At 56.4% G+C, this 18,551-nt stretch carries 16 protein-coding genes; 7 read left to right on the forward strand and 9 right to left on the reverse strand.

Annotated elements, in window-relative coordinates; translation table 11 throughout:
• Both HDE72_RS20310 and HDE72_RS20315 read left to right on the forward strand, forming a co-directional pair.
• Window positions 1-300: integrase core domain-containing protein (locus tag HDE72_RS20310; RefSeq protein ID WP_183744637.1), on the forward strand; the 300-nt coding region annotated here is incomplete at its 5' end.
• Between the two features lie 141 nt (window positions 301-441).
• Window positions 442-2,004: a methyl-accepting chemotaxis protein gene (locus HDE72_RS20315; protein WP_183744639.1), complete on the forward strand. Its 1,563-nt coding sequence runs from the start codon at window positions 442-444 to the stop codon at window positions 2,002-2,004.
• Between the two features lie 4 nt (window positions 2,005-2,008).
• On the opposite strand, the gene HDE72_RS20320 is transcribed toward HDE72_RS20315, so the two are convergent.
• The gene (locus HDE72_RS20320; RefSeq protein WP_183744642.1) at window positions 2,009-2,989 is read right to left on the reverse strand and encodes a LysR family transcriptional regulator; all 981 of its coding nucleotides are present in this window, start codon (window positions 2,987-2,989) and stop codon (window positions 2,009-2,011) included.
• 210 nt (window positions 2,990-3,199) lie between these two features.
• On the opposite strand from HDE72_RS20320, the gene HDE72_RS20325 reads away from it, so the two are divergent.
• Window positions 3,200-3,430, forward strand: a complete 231-nt coding sequence (locus HDE72_RS20325) for a hypothetical protein (RefSeq protein ID WP_183679417.1) — start codon at window positions 3,200-3,202, stop codon at window positions 3,428-3,430.
• 4 nt (window positions 3,431-3,434) lie between these two features.
• On the opposite strand, the gene HDE72_RS20330 is transcribed toward HDE72_RS20325, so the two are convergent.
• From HDE72_RS20330 to HDE72_RS20350, 5 genes are all read right to left on the reverse strand, one after another.
• Window positions 3,435-4,034 (reverse strand): chalcone isomerase family protein, encoded by a 600-nt coding sequence (locus tag HDE72_RS20330; protein ID WP_183744645.1) that lies wholly within the window; start codon window positions 4,032-4,034, stop codon window positions 3,435-3,437.
• A gap of 110 nt (window positions 4,035-4,144) precedes the next feature.
• Window positions 4,145-4,411, reverse strand: coding sequence for a YfhL family 4Fe-4S dicluster ferredoxin (locus HDE72_RS20335; RefSeq protein WP_183744663.1), 267 nt, complete (start codon window positions 4,409-4,411; stop codon window positions 4,145-4,147).
• A 14-nt stretch (window positions 4,412-4,425) separates the two neighbouring features.
• Entirely contained in the window at window positions 4,426-4,923 is a 498-nt protein-coding gene (gene coaD / locus HDE72_RS20340; RefSeq protein WP_183744666.1) for a pantetheine-phosphate adenylyltransferase, read from the reverse strand.
• 100 nt (window positions 4,924-5,023) lie between these two features.
• Window positions 5,024-5,683: a 16S rRNA (guanine(966)-N(2))-methyltransferase RsmD gene (rsmD, locus tag HDE72_RS20345; RefSeq protein WP_183744669.1), complete on the reverse strand. Its 660-nt coding sequence runs from the start codon at window positions 5,681-5,683 to the stop codon at window positions 5,024-5,026.
• 89 nt (window positions 5,684-5,772) lie between these two features.
• Window positions 5,773-6,669, reverse strand: a complete 897-nt coding sequence (locus HDE72_RS20350; RefSeq protein WP_183744672.1) for a DUF6279 family lipoprotein — start codon at window positions 6,667-6,669, stop codon at window positions 5,773-5,775.
• Window positions 6,670-6,693: 24 nt separating this feature from the next.
• Between HDE72_RS20350 and glmU the strand changes: the two genes are divergently transcribed.
• A complete protein-coding gene (gene glmU, locus HDE72_RS20355) occupies window positions 6,694-8,070 on the forward strand; it encodes a bifunctional UDP-N-acetylglucosamine diphosphorylase/glucosamine-1-phosphate N-acetyltransferase GlmU (RefSeq protein WP_183744676.1) in 1,377 nt (458 codons plus the stop codon).
• Between the two features lie 660 nt (window positions 8,071-8,730).
• Here the strand turns inward: glmU and HDE72_RS20360 are convergent.
• Window positions 8,731-9,213, reverse strand: coding sequence for an Lrp/AsnC family transcriptional regulator (locus tag HDE72_RS20360; RefSeq protein ID WP_183744679.1), 483 nt, complete (start codon window positions 9,211-9,213; stop codon window positions 8,731-8,733).
• Between the two features lie 161 nt (window positions 9,214-9,374).
• On the opposite strand from HDE72_RS20360, the gene glmS reads away from it, so the two are divergent.
• The 3 genes from glmS to HDE72_RS20375 all read left to right on the forward strand — a co-directional run bounded on the left by glmS (window position 9,375) and on the right by HDE72_RS20375 (window position 15,912).
• Complete coding sequence (gene glmS, locus HDE72_RS20365) at window positions 9,375-11,204, forward strand: glutamine--fructose-6-phosphate transaminase (isomerizing) (RefSeq protein WP_183744682.1); 1,830 nt, start codon at window positions 9,375-9,377, stop codon at window positions 11,202-11,204.
• A gap of 398 nt (window positions 11,205-11,602) precedes the next feature.
• Window positions 11,603-12,688, forward strand: coding sequence for an Abi family protein (locus HDE72_RS20370; RefSeq protein WP_183744685.1), 1,086 nt, complete (start codon window positions 11,603-11,605; stop codon window positions 12,686-12,688).
• Between the two features lie 602 nt (window positions 12,689-13,290).
• Window positions 13,291-15,912 carry an AAA family ATPase gene (locus HDE72_RS20375; RefSeq protein WP_183744688.1) on the forward strand — a complete coding sequence of 874 codons (2,622 nt, stop codon included), beginning with the start codon at window positions 13,291-13,293 and terminating at the stop codon, window positions 15,910-15,912.
• 859 nt (window positions 15,913-16,771) lie between these two features.
• On the opposite strand, the gene HDE72_RS20380 is transcribed toward HDE72_RS20375, so the two are convergent.
• Both HDE72_RS20380 and HDE72_RS20385 read right to left on the reverse strand, forming a co-directional pair.
• A complete protein-coding gene (locus HDE72_RS20380) occupies window positions 16,772-17,641 on the reverse strand; it encodes a methylenetetrahydrofolate reductase (RefSeq protein WP_183744690.1) in 870 nt (289 codons plus the stop codon).
• Window positions 17,638-18,540, reverse strand: coding sequence for a LysR family transcriptional regulator (locus HDE72_RS20385; RefSeq protein WP_183744693.1), 903 nt, complete (start codon window positions 18,538-18,540; stop codon window positions 17,638-17,640). Before HDE72_RS20385 ends, HDE72_RS20380 begins: the two co-directional genes overlap by 4 nt.
• Between the last annotated feature and the right edge of the window lie 11 nt (window positions 18,541-18,551).

Here is an 18,551-nt window from a genome sequence, read left to right on the forward strand (position 1 = left end):
GACGTGCTGTGCAAGCAGCTGGCGATCGAGCACCGCCTGATTCCGCCACGCCATCCGCAGACCAACGGCATGGTCGAACGCTTCAATGGCCGCATCAGCGAGATCGTCAACCAGACCCGTTTCGCTTCCAGGGCCGAGCTTGAATCGACGCTGCGCAATTACCTCAAAATCTATAACCACAACATTCCACAACGCGCTTTGAATAATGAAACGCCGGTGCAGGCGATGAAGAAATGGCAGGCGGAAAAGCCGGAATTATTCGTTAAACGCGTTTATAACCAAGCGGGTCTTGACAGGTAGGAACTATTATTCTGCTACCCGGTAGCCGCTGATACGCCACGCAGAGGGCGATTCAAGGTGTGAGGTGATGCATCGTGCCCACCCACACTGGCTGCAGCGCATTCCCCCGGGGTGCGCGCGGGATTCCGCAGCGGGGGACACATGAAGCAGTTGCAGCATCCATGGGTGCGCTTTCTGGTATGCACACTCGCAGCCATTGTCCTGGCCTGTTGCCTGATTTATTTATTGCAGCTGGCGACATCCAACCCACTTTCCCCCTATCTGATCGCCGTGCTGGCCGCGCTGCTTGGCGCCGCAGTGCTGGCGCTGGCCGGCCGGCCCCGTGGCGGCGATGATTTACGCCACTTTGCCGATACGGTGGGGCATGCCATCGACGACATCATGATCGGTGCGGCCGAAACCTCGTACTTTGTCGATTCCGTCAAAAAGAAGGTGGAGCTGGACGTACAGACGGCCAGCGATATCGCCGACAGTTCTGAACAGAATGCCCGCACCACGGAAAAGATTGCCGCCAATGCCGAACGGGCCGCTACCGTGGCCGCTGGCGTGCGGGTGGAAAGCGTGGCGGCGCGGGCCGAGGTCGATCAGGGATTGAAGCGCATCAATAGTGCGCGCCAGCATGCGCAAGACGCGTCCAGCGCGATGTTGAGCCTGCAGGAAAAATCCAGACGCATCAGCGGTTTCACGCAAGCCATTTCCGATATTTCCGCGCGCACCAATCTGCTGGCGCTGAACGCCGCCATCGAGGCGGCGCGGGCCGGTGAACATGGCCGTGGTTTTGCCGTGGTGGCCGGGGAAGTGCGGCAATTGGCGCAACGCACCAAGGAAGCCAGCGATGAAATCAGCCTGATGGTGCGCGAAATCACGGAACAATCCGAAAAAGCCGCGCGCGGCATGCAATCGCTGGCGGCCGGCGTGACGGAAGCGGCGCGCAATGTGGAAAGCGTGCATGGTTCACTGAGCCATATCGAGCAGTCGTCGGGCGTGTCGGAAGACGAGATCGGCCAGATCGCCCGCGCCTCGCGTGAACACGTGGACACCACGCAAGTGATTGCCGACGCCATCGTGCAGATACGCGACAGCATGTTGTCGACCAATGGCGAATTGCCACGTGCCACGCAATCGGCAATGGCGCTGGCGGAACGGGCCGAAGTGATCGCCAGCGCCATGGGCGATTCGTCGATCGCCACCCCGCACGACGCCATCCGCATCGCCGCCCAGCGCGCCGCGCACGAGGTGGGCCGCTTGTTCGAGCAGGCTATCGCTGGCGGCAAGATTACGCGGGAAGCTTTGTTCGACCGCCATTACCGCGCCATCCCGAACACCGATCCGCCCAAGCACAACACCCAATTTGACGCTTTTACAGACCGGGTGCTGCCCGATTTGCAGGAAAGCTTGCTTGCTGCACTGCCGCAACTGGCGTATGCGGGCGCCGTCGACAACAATGGCTACTTCCCCACACACAACAAGAAATTTTCACAGCCGCTGACGGGCGACTACGAGCACGACATCGTGCATAACCGTACCAAGCGCATCTTCAGCGACCGCACGGGCAGCCGCTGCGGCAGCAATACCAAGGCGTTTTTATTGCAGACGTATAAGCGCGACACCGGCGAGGTCATGCATGACCTGTCGGCGCCGATTTATGTCGATGGCAAGCACTGGGGCGGTTTCCGGATGGGTTACCGCTCCAGTGTGGGCTGAGGAGTTAATCGACGTGCGGCTTGGCGGCCACGCCGCCGCCTGCAGCCGTGGCCGAGCGCAAGGTGGCCGTATTCATGCCTTCCAGGTGGTTGCGCAGCCATTTGTGGGCTGGGCTGCGGGCGTCGCGTTCATGCCATAGCATGTCCAGGTGGACGGCCGGCAAGGCCAGCGGCAAGTCCTTGTACAGCAGCGAGTCGGTCATGCCCGTCGAAGCGATCAAGTGACGCGGCAAGACGGTGATCAGGTCGGAGTTGGCGACGACTTTGCCGGCCGTAAAGAATTGATTCACCGTCAGCAAGATGCGTCGTTCGCGGTGGATTTGCGCCAGCGCTTCATCGACCAGGCCATGGGCGCGGCCGGAAAAGCTGACCAGCAAGTGATTCGCTGCGCAGTAATTGTCCAGGGTCAGGTCCACCTTGGCCAAAGGATGGCCGCGCCGCATCACGCACACGTATTTACCGGAATACAAACGCTCATGGCGGATAGGCGAGCTGGTCTCGTACGACAGTTGCGCCGCCACCCCAGGGAAAAAGCCCACCGCCAGGTCGATATCGCCGCGCAGCAGCATCGGACGCGGTTCGCGCGTGGTCAGCGGCATCATGCGCACATTCACGCCCGGCGCTTCACTTTCGATCGAACGCATCAAGGACGGCAGCCAGAACGCTGCCGTGGCGTCGGCCATGGCCATGCGGAAGGTCGCATGGGTTTTCGATACATCGAAGGTTTCCGGCGTGACGGCCGCTTCCAGGCTGGCCAGGGCCGAGCGCACGGAAGGCCACAGCGCTTCGGCGCGCGGCGTGGGTTTCACGCCGTAGGCCGTGCGGATCAGCAATTCATCACCGAGGCTTTCGCGCAGGCGCTTGATGGCGTTCGAGACCGCCGGCTGCGTCATCGCCAGGTGGCCGGCTGCGCGCGTCAGGTTTTGTTCCGTCATGACGGCATCGAAAACACGCAGCAAGTTCAGGTCCAGCGTCAAAAAACTCATGGAAAGCCCAGGTAAGAAAGTTGAAATCAGAGAAATAATTTAGGAGTGTAAAACGGAGTGTAAACCGCGCCGGGGGCGAATGATTTCACTCGTGAAAAAATATTACAATTCTCCATTCACGAACCATATAATTGGTATCAGAAAATGGAATTAGATTTATATGTTGCACTGCACTATAGTACGTCAAATTCTATAATGCACTGGATCAGTATGTCTACCTTCGCCACCGCCTTTTACGCAGTATCCGCACCCGTGCTGGATATTTCGCTGCTGAACGTCTTGCAGATCGCGCTCGCGATGGTGGCTATCGGCGCCTTCGCGCTGCTGTTCAAGCCCTTGCTGGTGGGTATTGCACGCGCCATGGTGCTGGTGGTACGCCCTAAACTGAGCCGTGATGAGCGTCTGGCCCAGCAAGAATTGAAATTCCGCCAGCGCGCCTGATCAATCAGGCCGCTTCACCGAGCAGATGCGCACGCAAGGTGGTGTCTGCGGGATGGGCGCCTATCCAGATTTTCAGTAGCGCATTGTAGAAAGCCAGGTCGGGCACCGCATCGCCCAGTTGCTTGCCATTCAGCCTGCACACCGTCCCGCCCTCTTCCGGCAACCAGTCCACCGTCAGCACATCGCCTTTTTTCAAGCCTGGCACCATGCCAAATAGCGCACCGAATTGCATGGTTTGATTGAGCAGCCGCGTACGGTCGGCCTGGTCGGAACTGTGATCGAGTCCTTGCGTGAACGCATGGCCCAGATCTTCCGAGCTGATATCGCGCAGCATGACGATTTCCAGCCGGCGCGGGCCGGGCAGCGCCAGCACATCGGCCAGCTGGTTTTTCTTTTCCGGTAAGTACAGCGCGATGGTGTACACCTGGAACACGATCTTGTAGCGTACGCCAGCGCCATTGAGTTTCAGTGCATGGCTACCCAATTGCACAGTGTCATCGAGCTTGACGCCGCCCACCTCGACCGCCAGCGCGGATTGCAGCATGGCGCCGCCCAGGCACAATACCGCCAGGCGACGAACGAACAGGGACTTGTTGCCGTGCATCTACTGCCTCCAGAGAAATCACTGCGCTGAGTACATCAGTCTACAGTGTAAAACAGTTGGCAGAAGCTGGCGCGATGTTGCGGTAAGGAACGCTGGCGCTGGAAAGCGGATCAGGCTTTCGCGTCAGGAAGCGCCGCTGTCAGCCGCTCGTATTTGGCCATCAGCTCGTCGCGGCTTTCGCGCCAGGCGGGATTGAAGGGAATGCAGCTGACTGGGCATACTTGCTGGCATTGCGGTTCATCGAAATGGCCCACGCACTCGGTGCATTTGTTGGGATCGATCTCGTAGATTTCCGCGCCCATATAGATCGCGTCATTCGGGCACTCGGGCTCGCAGATGTCGCAATTGATGCATTCGTCGGTGATTAATAATGCCATGATTACACTCTTACTTAGTCGGGCAGCGCGGCATTTGCGGCAATTTTGCTTTGCAGCCAGCGGTTGACCGAAGGGAAGACAAACTTGGAAACGTCGCCACCCAGCGCCGCGATTTCACGCACGATGGTGCCTGAAATAAACTGGTACTGGTCGGACGGAGTCAAAAACATGGTTTCGACATCGGGCAGCAGGTAGCGGTTCATGCCCGCCATCTGAAATTCGTATTCGAAGTCGGACACGGCGCGCAAGCCGCGCACGATGACACGCGCTTCATGCTTGCGCACGAAATCTTTGAGCAGGCCTGAAAAGCTTTCCACTTGCACATTCGGATAATGGCCCAGCACTTCGTTGGCGATTTCCAGGCGTTCGTCGAGCGAGAAAAACGGTTTTTTGTTTTTACTGTCGGCGACACCGACGATCAGCTTGTCAAACAGACCCGATGCGCGGCGCACCAAATCTTCATGACCACGCGTGAGCGGATCGAATGTTCCTGGATAAACTGCTACAACCATTGCGGCTCCCTGACGATGCACCAATATAGACGCGCATTATGCCTCAAATTGGTGTGTCGCCTTGGGCCAGGGCCTGATTTTGCCTAAATTATAGGCAGATTCAGGCTGTTGTCGCTACTTTGTTGCAAGTTAGCAAATGATAGTAGACCGTGCCTGCTTTATCGGCGCGGATGACTTCCCACGGCGCCATCCAGTCCGGTTGTTCGAATTCATTGTTCTCATCGAACACCAGCGACAAGCCCGATTCCGCATACACCATGCCGCCTTCTTTCAGCAGCGCGCGGCACAGGGGCAAGACCTTGGCCAGGAAATCTTGCTGGTAGGGCGGGTCGAGGAAGATCAGGTCGAAACGCTGGCCGCGTGCCGCCAGGCCTTGTGCCGTCAGCAAGGCGTCGCCGCGCAGCAATTGCACATTTTCAGCGCGCAACTTGGTCTTGTTTTCTTCCAGCTGGCGTATCACGGGCGTATGCGTGTCGACCATGATGACGGATGCGGCGCCACGGCTGGCTGCCTCGAAGCCGAGTGCGCCGCTGCCGGCGAACAAGTCCAGCACCTGGGCGTTGGCCCAGTCGCCATCGCGCAAGTGGTTGATCCAGTTAAACAAGGTTTCGCGCACCCGGTCTGGCGTGGGACGCAAGCCCAGTGCCTGTAAAACAGGCAGTACCGAGCGTTTCCATTGTCCGCCGATGATGCGCACCTGGTTCGGTGGCGGCGCGTGGTGGACGGGGACTTTGGCGGGTTTTTTGATCTTCTTTTGCATGGGATTTCTTCAATTCAATGGCGGCCACTATAGCATATGGCCCCTCGCCCACCGGCAGCGCCCCCTGCTGGCGCTGCTTGTCAGCTCCCCTATCTGGCTTGCGTCGCCAGAGTATTGAAATCGTCGATCCAGCCCTGCATGCGCTTGATGGCGTGGGCTTTTTGCGCGGGCGTGGCCAGCTGGATGGCGGTCAGCACAAACTGTGCCGTGCTGTTTTCATAGGCGTCAAAGAAAGGTTTGCGCTCGGAATGATCGAGGCGCTCGAAACTGTCCTTGATCAAGCTATTGATCAGGATCACGGTGGCTTCCTTGCTGAGCTTTTCCTGCTGCACTTTCTTGACCAGGTTCAAGACATTTTGCTGGCGCCGCATGCGTTCATCGAGCCAGATATCGTTGTCGAGCGGGCGCGCATCCGAGGCCTTGCGCAGAGTTGCTTCCTGCTCGCTGCTGAAGCTGCCAAACCACAGCTCGAATTGCTCCATGGCTTTTTTATAGCGCAGCTTCTGGCGCTTTTCCTGGTCGCCGCTCAGGTATTTCTTGCGGTAATCCTCATTGTTGGACTTGAATTTCTTTTCCATCTGCGCGATCTGCTCGGGTTTCAGCGAGCGGGCCAGGTCGGCCAGTTCCGGCGCCGCCTTCAGCAGCAGGGTTTGCGTGCGTTGCTTGACTTCCGTGTAGTCGCTGAGCAAGTCTGCCTGCGTGACATTGCCCTGCAATTGCTTCTGGCCGGTACGCAAGATTTCCACATAATCCTTCAACTGCGTCTTGCGGTGCCAGTCGAACAGCTTGCCGATATCGTCGCGCACCCAGTCCTTCTGGTCGCGGTCCAGATCGACATAAGCGTTCAGCCACCAGTACAGCACGGTGTCGCCATTGTTATAGGCCAGGCGCAAACCGCTGCACGCCGTCATGACGACCAGCAGCAGCGCCAGCACCGCATAAGTAAAGCGGTTGGAACAGGGAGTCTGCGTGTTAAAATTTTTCATATTCTCAACTGGTAAATACGGACTATGAACGTTGTCATTCTCGCCGCCGGCATGGGCAAGCGCATGCAATCTGCCCTGCCCAAAGTATTGCATCCGCTGGCGGGCAAGCCGCTGCTGTCGCACGTGATCGATACGGCGCGCAGTCTGGCGCCGTCCAAATTATGCGTCATTTATGGACATGGGGGCGCAGCGGTGCTGAAGTTGCTGGAGCAATACAATGCCACGCACGAGCTGCCGATTGCCGCTGCCGAACAGGCGCAGCAGCTGGGCACCGGCCATGCCGTCCAGCAAGCGCTGCCTTTGCTCGATGACCACGTGCCGACGCTGATACTGTATGGCGACGTGCCGCTGACCAGCGCCGTTTCCCTACAGCACCTGGTTCAAGCGGCTGGCCGCGACAAGCTGGCGATTTTGACGGTGGAACAGGATGATCCCTTCGGCCTGGGCCGCATCGTGCGCGAAGACGGCGCCATCGTGCGCATCGTCGAAGAAAAAGACGCGACCAATGCCGAGCGTGCCATCCGTGAAATCAATAGCGGCATCATGGTCGCGCCGACCGTGCAACTGAAGAAGTGGCTGTCGGCCTTGTCGAACAACAATGCGCAAGGCGAATATTATCTGACCGACATCGTGGCCCAGGCCGTGGCAGACGGCGTGACCGTCACCTCGGCCCAGCCTGGCGCCGTGTGGGAAGTTGCCGGCGTCAACAGCAAGGTGCAACTGGCCCAGCTGGAACGCATCCACCAGAACAATATCGCGCAAGCCCTGCTCGAACGTGGCGTGACCCTGCTCGACCCGGCCCGCATCGACGTGCGTGGCGAACTCATTTGCGGGCGCGATGTCACCATCGACGTCGGTTGCGTATTCGAAGGCCTGGTGGAACTGGGCGACGGCGTGCGCGTGGGCGCCAATAACGTGCTGGTCAATGCCAAGGTGGCGGCTGGCGCGCACATCAAGCCGTTCTGCCATATCGAAGACGCGGTGGTTGGCGCCGGTTCCCTGATCGGCCCTTACGCGCGCTTGCGTCCCGGTACCGTGCTGGCCGAAGAAGTGCACATCGGTAACTTCGTCGAAGTCAAGAATAGCCAGATCGCTGCCCGCAGCAAGGCCAACCATCTCGCCTACATCGGCGACGCCACCATCGGTTCGCGCGTCAACGTGGGCGCCGGCACCATCACCTGCAATTACGATGGCGTCAACAAGTTCCGCACGGTCATCGAAGACGATGCCTTCATCGGCAGCGACAGCCAGCTGATCGCGCCGGTCACGGTGGGCAAAGGCGCGACCCTGGGCGCCGGCACCACCCTGTCGAAAGACGCGCCAGCGGGCAAGCTGACTGTCTCGCGCGCCAGGCAAGTGACGATCGAAGGCTGGACCCGTCCGGTCAAGATCGCCAAGTAAGATCGCCAGGTAAATTGGTACAGCGCCGCCAGCCTACACGGGCTGGCGGCTTTTTTTTGCCTTCAGACTGCCTGTGGGTAAGCTTGTGGAAATGATGCTGACAAGTCGGGATAACTTGAGGGGTTTATCTATTCTTTCTTCTGGGTATTATTTCCCATTGTGGATAAACATGTGAACAAGCGCCCGTATAAGTGATGGATAAGGCTTGTATAAGCACTGTAGAAGTGGTGTAAAAGCAGTGGAAAAAATGGGATAAGTTTGCTGCGCTTAGCCTGCCATTCGCCTTGCTGTCCTTGCTATGATCAGCACAAAATCACTGCCTGAATTTGCGCATCTGCAATGTGGATAAGCTTGTGCGTAATTACTGGATAATCGATGAATAACTTGTAAGCTATTGAATTGGCTGTATATTTTAGCTTGTATGGCGTATCGCCCTTGTGGGTAAATCTGTGTACAAGCCTGTGATTAGCATGTGGGCAAGCAGCGGATAAGATGGGATAACTTACTACTGCCAGCTTACCCATGATTTTTCCACAGGGCACTTTTTAGCATGGCTGAGGCTGCAGTGTCGTGAGGCGCTGTGTATGCCTGTGGATAAGATTGTGCATAAGGTGGCTAACAAGCCGGGATAACTTGCCAGCGCTCTTGCCTGGGATGCGATTACACGGCGATGCGCGTCTCGAACTTGCTGCGGAAGGTAGAAAAATACGCTTTCACATTGCGCACATTGGCGTGCGTGGCAAACAGCCGGTGCGCCAGCGCATGGTAGGCGGGCATGTCGGCCACCTGCACGATCAGCACGAAGTCCGGCCCCGGCGAGACGCGGTAGCATTGCAGTACGGCAGCTTCCTGGGCCACCAGCTGTTCGAATTGCTCCATGCGCTCAAACGCCTGCACATCGAGCGTGATTTCCACGATGGCGCTCAAGCGTGCGCCCACCATGTGCGGCGCGACGATGGCCACTTGCCGCTCGATCACGCCGCTTTCCGTCAAATGTTTGACGCGCCGCAGACAAGTTGGCGCCGACACATGAACTTCTTGCGCCAGCTCACTATTGGTTTGCGTTGCATCAACTTGCAAGGCATTCAGGATGCGACGATCAATATCGTCCAGGGTGATGGTACTAGTGGCTGGGCTGTTCATGAGTTTGATGAATTTAAAAAGAAAATCACGTTAAATGAAATAATATTTCATCGTTAAATATACATGAAATATTTGGTCAAAAGTGACTGGATTTAGAAAGCTTATTTCATACGCTCTGCTTTAGCATGCCTGCATTCACCATTTTCTAACGCGAGGTTTCCATGTGCGGCATCGTCGGCGCAGTAGCGCAACGTAATATCACTCCCATCCTGCTCGAAGGCTTGAAGCGCCTGGAATACCGCGGCTACGATTCATGCGGCATCGCCCTGCACGCCGATGGCCGTTTGCAGCGTTCGCGCTCCACCTCGCGCGTGGCCGAGCTGGAAAAGCAGATCGCCGAAGAAGGCTTGAGCGGTTTTACGGGCATCGCCCACACGCGCTGGGCCACGCATGGCGCGCCTGTCAACTTCAATGCCCACCCGCACTTTTCTCCAAGCGAAGAAAACGCCCGCGTAGCGCTGGTGCACAACGGCATCATCGAAAACCACGACGAATTGCGTGCCGAACTGACGGCCTTGGGTTATGTGTTCCAGAGCCAGACCGATACCGAAGTCATCGCCCACCTGGTCGAGCATATGTATAACGGCGACTTGTTCGACACCGTGCAGCAAGCCGTGAAACGCCTGGACGGCGCGTACGCGATTGCCGTTTTCTGCCGCGACGAACCGCACCGGGTGGTTGCGGCGCGCCAGGGCTCGCCACTCATCGTGGGCCTGGGCAATGGTGAAAACTTTGTCGCCTCGGACGCCATGGCGCTGGCCGGCACCACCGACCAGATCATCTACCTGGAAGAAGGCGACGTGGTCGACCTGCAACTGTCGCGCTGCTGGATCGTCGACGTCAACGGCAAGCCGGTCGAACGCGATGTCAAAACCGTGCACGCGCATACCGGTGCGGCCGAACTGGGCCCCTACCGCCACTATATGCAGAAGGAAATCTTCGAACAGCCACGCGCCATTGGCGATACGCTCGAAGGCGTCACGGCCATCATGCCTGAACTGTTTGGCGACCATGCCTACAAAATCTTCAAGCAGATCGACCGCGTGCTGATCCTGGCTTGCGGCACCAGCTCGTATGCGGGCATGACGGCCAAGTACTGGATCGAATCGATCGCCAAGATCCCCGTCAGCGTGGAAGTGGCCAGCGAATACCGCTACCGCGATAGCGTGCCGCACCCGAACACCCTGGTGGTGACCATCTCGCAAAGCGGCGAAACGGCCGACACCCTGGCCGCGCTGAAACATGCGCGCAGCCTGGGCATGCAGCACACCTTAACCATCTGCAACGTGGCCACCAGCGCCATGGTGCGCGAATGTGCGCTGTCCTACATCACGCGCGCCGGCGTGGAAGTGGGCGTCGCCTCGACCAAGGCCTTCACGACGCAGCTGGCCGGCCTGTTCCTGCTGACCCTGTGCCTGGCGCAAGTCAACGGCCGCCTGTCCGAAGAACAGGAAGCGGCCCACCTGAAAGCCATGCGCCACCTGCCCGTCGCCATCGCCTCCGTGCTGGCGCTGGAACCGCAAATCATCGCCTGGTCCGAAGAATTCGCCCGCAAGGAAAACGCCCTCTTCCTGGGCCGCGGCATGCATTACCCGATCGCCCTGGAAGGCGCCTTAAAGCTGAAAGAAATTTCCTACATCCACGCCGAAGCCTACCCTGCCGGTGAGCTGAAACACGGCCCGCTGGCGCTGGTCACCAACGAAATGCCGGTCGTCACCATCGCGCCGAACGACGCGCTGATCGAAAAGCTGAAATCGAACATGCAGGAAGTGCGCGCCCGTGGCGGCCAACTGTACGTCTTCGCCGACGTGGATTCGCGCATCAGCTCCGGCGAAGGCCTGCACGTCATCCGCCTGCCAGAACACTACGGCGATTTGTCACCGATCCTGCACGTGTGCGCACTGCAATTGCTGGCGTACCACACGGCACTGGCGCGTGGGACGGATGTGGATAAGCCAAGGAATTTGGCGAAGTCGGTGACGGTGGAGTAATTAGTGACGTACGTCATCGGTGAAGCGAGACAATAAAGTCCGTCGGAGAACAATAAAGTCCGTCGGGCTTTTTTGTTGTCAATTGCGCATTCCCATCAAGACCGCCACTAATCCCTGCTCCAACACGGTCATGCATTCCTACGTCAAAGCGGCCAGCCTCCTCCCTCCTCTACTGAGACGCCTCTCCGTTTGTCATGGTTCGTACAGTTGTTGACACCGGACTTCGTCTGCGTTAAAGTGTGTTTAACAACGCCTGCACGGGGCCGGTCATCAAAGCAAGAACGATAGTTCTTGTGTCCGGTCTGTGTAGGCTTTTTAACGTCCGTACTGACCAGATCGCGGTGAGCTATGGCTAAAATAGCAATTTCCAACATATCCCCATGAGCATGGAGTTGAAGTTGAAGTCTATCCGCAGTGCTTGCAAATCTGTCGCACTGTCGACCCTCCTCGGGAAGTCATATTTCAAATGGCATGTAAAGCGTCAAACAGCAAAGGCCAGCGCTGAACGAAAGCGGCTTTGGGAGGAATTCCAAACTGAAAACCCTAATCTTGCCGACTACAACAAGCCATATTGCACGCCTCGTCAATTGGTGCATAAACTCACGTTAGAAGGTCTCGTCGTTTCGGATCGCGCAATAGCAGAGGAAGTAATTTTTCGGGAAAATTACTTCCGTTTCAAAGCATACTGCATCCCATTTTTTAACAAAAACACCGACAAATTCCATACCGGCACGACATTCGAAGATCTGCACGGGTTGTACTGCGCTGACCAGAAATTGAGAGACTTCTTGATTCCGCTTTTAGCTCAACTGGAGGTACGGATTAGGGCGACTGTAGATAACGTCGTAACGAGCACGACGAGCGATCCGTTTTGGCATATCAATACTGACTACTTCAAAAATTTCTCAGATGCGGAAAGAGCGTTAAGTAAAGCACAACAACGCTTTAACCAAGGTCAGCAAGAATTCGTCGTTCACTATCGTAAACGATATTTCACCAACCGCTCATACGACTACAGACGTACTCCACCATTTTGGATCATTTCGGAAATATTTACTCTCGAACAGTTGCTGAGCGTATGTAAAAGCTTGAACGAGAACTGTCCAACGTTTTCGGCTTCTGCTGGTCAAAGCAAACTGGAAACAGCTGCGAAGCCGTTCGGGATTGCTTCTTATAGTTCGTTAATGACAAATTTAAGTTGTATCCTTGAACTGCGTAACTTGTGTGCACATCACAGCCGGCTGTGGAACCGAAATCTTAAGAATCCTGCTGGTTTAAAGAATAAGCATTCAATAAAGGCTAGCCATCCGAATCGGCTGTATTCGCATCTTCTGATGATACGCCTTGCCTGCAAAGCACAGGGGATCTCTGACGGCATAAAACCGTTTATGGTGAATATGTTTGCTACTGTACCCGTGTTTTCACGAGATATGGCAAACATGGGTTTTCCTTCAGATTGGGAAAATGACACTGTCTGGCAGTAATGTTTAACAGATTGCCATTACACTCTCGGGTTTAGATCGAACGAACGTATCGCAGCCGGTACAGCCAATTCGTTGCTGCGAATGCCGCGCTTGGCGGCCCAGGCCAGTGTCACAGCGCTGATGTACACCGGGCCGCTAGCGGCCTACTCACTTGCACACTCCGACGGACTTTCGCCGTCTTTGATCTAATTCGGTTGGATTATCGCTGTTTCCGACGGACTTTACGTTGAATTGCTGTTAGAAAAAAAGCTCAAGAAATCAAAATCATAGAATTTTTCTTTCCGACGGACTTTATTGACTCGACTCAGGCTGAATAATTTAAATTATGTATTTCACATTACTTAGTTAGGCTTGTAAATCGAAACAATAAAGTCTGTCTAACTTTTTGCACAAGCAAGACTCTACCTGTCGTTATATTATTCGCTTGCTTCAGGTAGCTAACATTGAAGTACTGTTGCGTGGTTGATACAAAGAAATATACATTCTGCGAATAAAGCTTAGCAATAAGTATTTTTCTATTTTTGATAACTTTTTAGCTTCCAACAGATCCGAATTACGATACAGTTAGTAGCGTTATGGAAATATTTTTTTGAAAGAAGAATATGACGCTACTGGCCCAAGTCCTTCAATGGTCGAACTCGAGTTTAAAACCTTGGCAACAGGATGCTGCTCGACGGCTTTTTCAGAACTCCTTAGACAACAATGCTCTAGATGACCTTTATGCGATGTTGAAGAGTAGCGTCGGGCTTCCGGACCCTAAAGGCAGGACGCCTGTCCCCCTATCTCAGGAGCACCTACCTGTAACAGCTGCAAAGGATGCTGCCGCAGTTTTGATTACGCTTAAGGACGTGAGGAACGTCAATAGGCTAGCAGCCGGTCAGATCCTGTCCTTTTCAAAGACGGGGGTTACCGTCGTTTATGGCGGGAACGGGGCCGGGAAGTCTGGCTACTCGCGTGTGCTGAAGCGTGCCTGCCGGGCTCGTGATGCCAGCGAGGAAGTTCGCCCAAATGCTCTAGACAAGGCCAGCGCAACCGCAACTCCTGAAGCAAGCTTTGAGATAGAACTCGGTGCCAAGGCATCTACTGTTACCTGGAAGAAAAACGGTACCGGTCCGGTTGAACTTGCTACCATAGCCGTTTTTGACACGCATTGCGCACGTGCTTACCTCGATTTGCAGCAGGAAATCGCGTACCTGCCCTACGGGCTGGACGTCGTGGAGAACATGGCTCAAATTGTACTGCCGAAAGTACTGGAAAAACTGAACGCGGAAATCGCGTTGACTTCTACTACGAAGGAAGCATTTAACCATTTGGCAGGAACTACAAAAGTATCCGCGCTTATTGACTCATTGAGCGAGAAGACCAACAGCGCGGACGTCGAAGCGTTTGCCTTGATGAGCGTAGACGAGACTGCGCGGATGGGAGAACTGGGCCGAACCCTCAGTGAAGCTGATCCGAAGGCAAAAGCGAAAGAGCTGCGGCTAGCGATTGGACGTATGAATGCGTTAAAGACCAAAGTCGAGTCGTCATCGAACTGGGTTAAGAACGACGCCGTTCATAAGTTTCGGACCATGGACGAAGAGGCAGAAAAGGCGTTCGCCGCGGAGACAGAAGCCGCCAACGCATTGCGCGCGGGAGAGACACTTTTACCAGGGACTGGCGACGTTCTGTGGAAGGCGATGTATGAAGCTGCGAAGCAGTTCTCGTTGGGCTCGGCGTACCCGACGCAGGTGTTTCCCCGTGTGCATGACGGCGCGAAGTGTTTACTATGCCAGCAAAATATTTTGGATGACGGCGCGGCTCGTATGAGGCGATTCGAAGAGTACGTCCAGCACAATGTCGCCAAGCTCGCAGCTGACAAGCGGGCTGTACGAGCCACTGCAATTGGCAAGATTGAGAGAGCATCCCTTGGTATCGACTACCAAGACTATGTTGAGGAGCTAAATCACCTCGATCAGAGCGTGGTGGCCGAGCTCAATGCGTTCGACAGCGCTATTTCGGCTAGGCAAAAATGGATGCTAGCTTCGCAGAGTGCACATATATGGGAGGGGATTCCGGAATTCCCGACCGATCCTTGCATAAAACTGAAGGCGATTGCGGACGCTCTCACTACGCAGGCAGAGGCTTATGAAAAGGCGACGGACGATAAGCATAAGCTTCTGCTGAAGGCGGAACTTGCGGAACTGAAGGCGCGAGCCGCGCTATTTCCTCACAAGGCCGCCGCCCTTGCGTTGATTGAGCGTATGAAAGTCAAGGCATTGCTGAGTAAATGCAAGGACGATCTGAAGACCAAACCTATTTCTGACAAATCTAAGGAGCTCGCAACCAATGCTGTCACTGGGCCTTTGCGTCAAGCCTTAAAGGAAGAGTTCGACGCGTTGGGGGTTGCTCACATGGCACCGCGCTTAGACGAGAGCGTGGAACGCGGCAAGATGAAGCACAAGCTAGCGCTGGACATTGTCGTTCCAGCCCAGATCCGCGACATCTTGAGCGAGGGTGAGCAGCGCGCAATCGCGCTTGGCTGCTTCTTAGCCGAACTGCGGACCGGAGGTCACGGAGGGGGAATTATTTTCGACGATCCCGTTTCTTCGTTGGACCACACTAGGCGACAGAACGTAGCAAGGCGCCTAGTCGAAGAGGCGAAAGTCAGGCAAGTGATCATCTTCACACATGATACTTCTTTCCTAGGTGAGCTTCGCGACTTGATCGAGCAAACGGGCGTTGAACACCTAATTCACCACCTCGAATGGCATGGCCAGTTCTCCGGTGCGGTACAAAGTGGTCTGCCTTGGGAGCACAAGAGCTACAAGGACCGTATCGATAAACTGCAGAAGGCGCAATCAGTGCTGGTGGCGGGCTGGCCGCCTTATCCCAATGGGGAGCAGTCAGCAGCCATGAGGCAGCAGTACAACTTAATGCGGGCGACAATCGAACGCGTAATTCAAGACTTGGTATTTAACGGAGTGGTGGTCAGGTACCGGGACTGGATTAGGGTAACGCCAAACCTTTCCAAGGTGGTCGGTTTCGAAAAGACAGAGTGTGACGAGATCGAACGCCTTTACCAAGTTTGCTGCGATGTGGTTGACGCCCACGATCCGGCGTCCGCAAAGAATGCGCCAGTCCCAACGGCAACTCAATTGGGGCAGGACATCGCTGCGCTCGTCGCCCTTACCGGTACGATCGAGATTCGCAGGAAATCCCAAGCAGCCAGCGGAAAATCTTAGGTCTACATAGATATCCCTTTGCAAACAGAATCCAACTCAACGCCATCGGCGGCGTCAAACTGCGCGGGTGCCCACTGAATCGTGCTTCGGGGGGAGGCACCTGCCGTGTTCGAGGTTCATTGGATAAAGTCAGCTCCACGCTAAATTGCGCATACTTCTACGCTAGTAGCGTCGCGGCGTTCATGGCCTCCGCACCAAGAAGGTATCGAGCGCACTTCGTTGGGTTGACAGCTTCTCCAAGCCGCTAACAAGCTCAACAGGGATCGAGGCGCGGCATGCGGCGCATCCCGCCTGTAAGAGATTCAGCATCTTCTTGGCCATTGGCTCCTTGCTACCGATAGCAGACTCGAGTATTGGAATCGTCATGCGCGGATTCACAAGTAACGCCGGAGTGAAAATATGCTGTCGCCACTGGTGCGAGAAGGCTGCATAGAATGCATCCAATGAATAGTCAAAGACCATTCGCCGACTAGCGGTAGAATTCGGCGATCCGCTGCAGCATCGCCTCCGCCCGTGAAAATAATTTCTGGCAGTGATACGTCGGATTTTTGCGCGATTGCCACGGCGAGCCCCCATTGATTGTCTGAAAAATGACGTATTGTGCCTGATTTTGTCGAAAAATCGTGCTAATCAACCGATCAGGGGCTTGTCGGAATTTGTGTAGATAGGCGCAATCAGAAACTCCAGTACGTCCAAATACTGTCGTATTTGGCAAAATTTTGTCGGATTTATGGCTTATTCTGGTCAGACGAAGTCCTCACCAGGCATAAAAGCCGAGTCGCGCCAGTTATACGGTGGTGGTATTGACGTGCATGCGTAGCGAGGCCGGATGCGATTTCGTTACAGGGCGGTGCATCTGCTAGTCGCGACCACGATACTGCTCCACCCACTTCACCGACTGCGCAATCCCGCCAAATGGAAAGAAATGCAGGCTGACCTTGCCATGGGCTGCTGTCAGGCTGGTAGCCAGGCGATCCACAAAAAGATCGGGGCCTGCCGTGCCGAACAGTTTGCCGATGGAGACGCCGTATTTGGACCACATCGAGGCGCAGGCGCTGACGCCGCAGAGGGCAGCATAGCGGGCCAGCACTGCGATGTTCGCGGGGCCCGGTACGCCCACGCGCACGGGATGGTTGATGCCGCGCTGGCGCAGCGCTGTTAACCATGTCAGGACGATGTCGGCATCAAAGGCAAACTGGGTGACGATCAAGGGTGTCATGCCGCGCTGGACGATGTTGTGGCACTTGCGTTCGAGCACTTCCCATTGCTCTTCCGTGCTCATGACTGGATGGCCTTCCGGGTGGCCACCCACGCCGATCAGCTTGATGCCCGAACGCTCGAAGACGCCTGTTTCGATCAGCGAAGTACTGTCGGAAAACGGCCCCATCGGGGTCGATGGATCGCCGGCGATCACGAAGCAGCGCTCGACGCCGGCTTCGGCGGCCGCGCGGCTGACGAAGGTCTCAAACTCGGCGAGCGAGGCGATACGGCGCGCAGAAAAGTGCGGCATGGGCTCAAAGCCGAGTCTGCGCACGGCCTGCACTGCAGCCAGTCGCGCCGCGTTGTCTTCGCGTGGCAAATAGGGAATGGAAATGGTTGACCCGGGCAATATGCGGGGCGCCGCTGCGGTCAAGGCAGCAATGTCCTTCGCACCGACTTCCAGGGAATAGGCGTGCGTGATGTGGCTGGCGGGCAGCGGAAGCGCTTTGTAGTCGACGCAGGCGTTCATCGCTTGGCTTCTGCGATCACCGGCTGGCGGGCCAGTTCGATGAAGGCCCGCACGTAGTCAGTGGCGGTGTCCGTTTCGCGTGCGCCCAGGAAGATCTGCTTGGCAACGCCGCGCACACCCAGCCGCACAGGCACCACGTCCATCTTGACCGCGTATTCCTCGACTAGCCAGCGCGGCAGGGCGGCCACACCGCGGCCGCTGGCCACCATCTGCAGCATGATGTCGGTGGTTTCGATGGCTTTGTGGCGCTTGGGCGTGACGCCGGCCGGCAACAGGAACTGATTGTAGATGTCCAGGCGCTCGATATCCACCGGGTAGCTGATGAGCACTTCCTGGGTCAGTTGCTGGGGTTTCACATAGGCCGCCGACGCCAGGGCATGGCCCTTGGCCACCACCAGCACTTGCTCATAGTCGAACACGGGTTCGAACTTCAGCCCCGGCTTGAACAGCGGGTCGGGCGTGACCAGCAGGTCGATCTCGTAGCCGAACAGCGCACCGATCCCGCCGAACTGGAACTTTTGCTTGACGTCCACATCCACGTCGGGCCATGCACTCAGATAGGGCGAAACCACTTTGAGCAGCCACTGGTAGCAAGGGTGGCATTCCATGCCGATGCGCAAGGCACCGCGCTCGCCCTGCGCGAACTGGCCCAGGCGTTCCTCGGCCAGGTCCAGTTGCGGCAGCACCCGGTTCGCCACCGCCAGCAGGTACTGGCCGGCCTGCGTCAGGCGCAGGTTGCGCCCTTCGCGCAGCCAGACGTCGGTGCCCAGTTGCTGTTCCAGTTTCTTCATGCTGTGGCTCAGGGCCGACTGGGTCAGGTTCAGCACGCCCGCGGCAGCCGTCAACGAGCCTTGTTTCTCGACCTGTTGAACGATGCTGAGGTGGATGCGTTCAAGCATTTGGATGAGCC

Source organism: Janthinobacterium saanense (assembly GCF_014200675.1).
In the GTDB taxonomy this organism is placed as follows: Bacteria; Pseudomonadota; Gammaproteobacteria; order Burkholderiales; family Burkholderiaceae_D; genus Janthinobacterium.

Coding starts and splice junctions, on each gene's coding strand:
- HDE72_RS20385 (WP_183744693.1), bottom strand. CDS start 18,540: ATGCTTGAACGCATCCACCTCAGCATCGTTCAACAGGTCGAGAAACAA.
- HDE72_RS20315 (WP_183744639.1), top strand. CDS start 442: ATGAAGCAGTTGCAGCATCCATGGGTGCGCTTTCTGGTATGCACACTC.
- coaD (WP_183744666.1), bottom strand. CDS start 4,923: ATGGTTGTAGCAGTTTATCCAGGAACATTCGATCCGCTCACGCGTGGT.
- HDE72_RS20360 (WP_183744679.1), bottom strand. CDS start 9,213: ATGAACAGCCCAGCCACTAGTACCATCACCCTGGACGATATTGATCGT.
- HDE72_RS20320 (WP_183744642.1), bottom strand. CDS start 2,989: ATGAGTTTTTTGACGCTGGACCTGAACTTGCTGCGTGTTTTCGATGCC.
- glmU (WP_183744676.1), top strand. CDS start 6,694: ATGAACGTTGTCATTCTCGCCGCCGGCATGGGCAAGCGCATGCAATCT.
- rsmD (WP_183744669.1), bottom strand. CDS start 5,683: ATGCAAAAGAAGATCAAAAAACCCGCCAAAGTCCCCGTCCACCACGCG.
- HDE72_RS20335 (WP_183744663.1), bottom strand. CDS start 4,411: ATGGCATTATTAATCACCGACGAATGCATCAATTGCGACATCTGCGAG.
- HDE72_RS20325 (WP_183679417.1), top strand. CDS start 3,200: ATGTCTACCTTCGCCACCGCCTTTTACGCAGTATCCGCACCCGTGCTG.
- HDE72_RS20350 (WP_183744672.1), bottom strand. CDS start 6,669: ATGAAAAATTTTAACACGCAGACTCCCTGTTCCAACCGCTTTACTTAT.
- HDE72_RS20330 (WP_183744645.1), bottom strand. CDS start 4,034: ATGCACGGCAACAAGTCCCTGTTCGTTCGTCGCCTGGCGGTATTGTGC.
- HDE72_RS20375 (WP_183744688.1), top strand. CDS start 13,291: ATGACGCTACTGGCCCAAGTCCTTCAATGGTCGAACTCGAGTTTAAAA.
- HDE72_RS20380 (WP_183744690.1), bottom strand. CDS start 17,641: ATGAACGCCTGCGTCGACTACAAAGCGCTTCCGCTGCCCGCCAGCCAC.
- glmS (WP_183744682.1), top strand. CDS start 9,375: ATGTGCGGCATCGTCGGCGCAGTAGCGCAACGTAATATCACTCCCATC.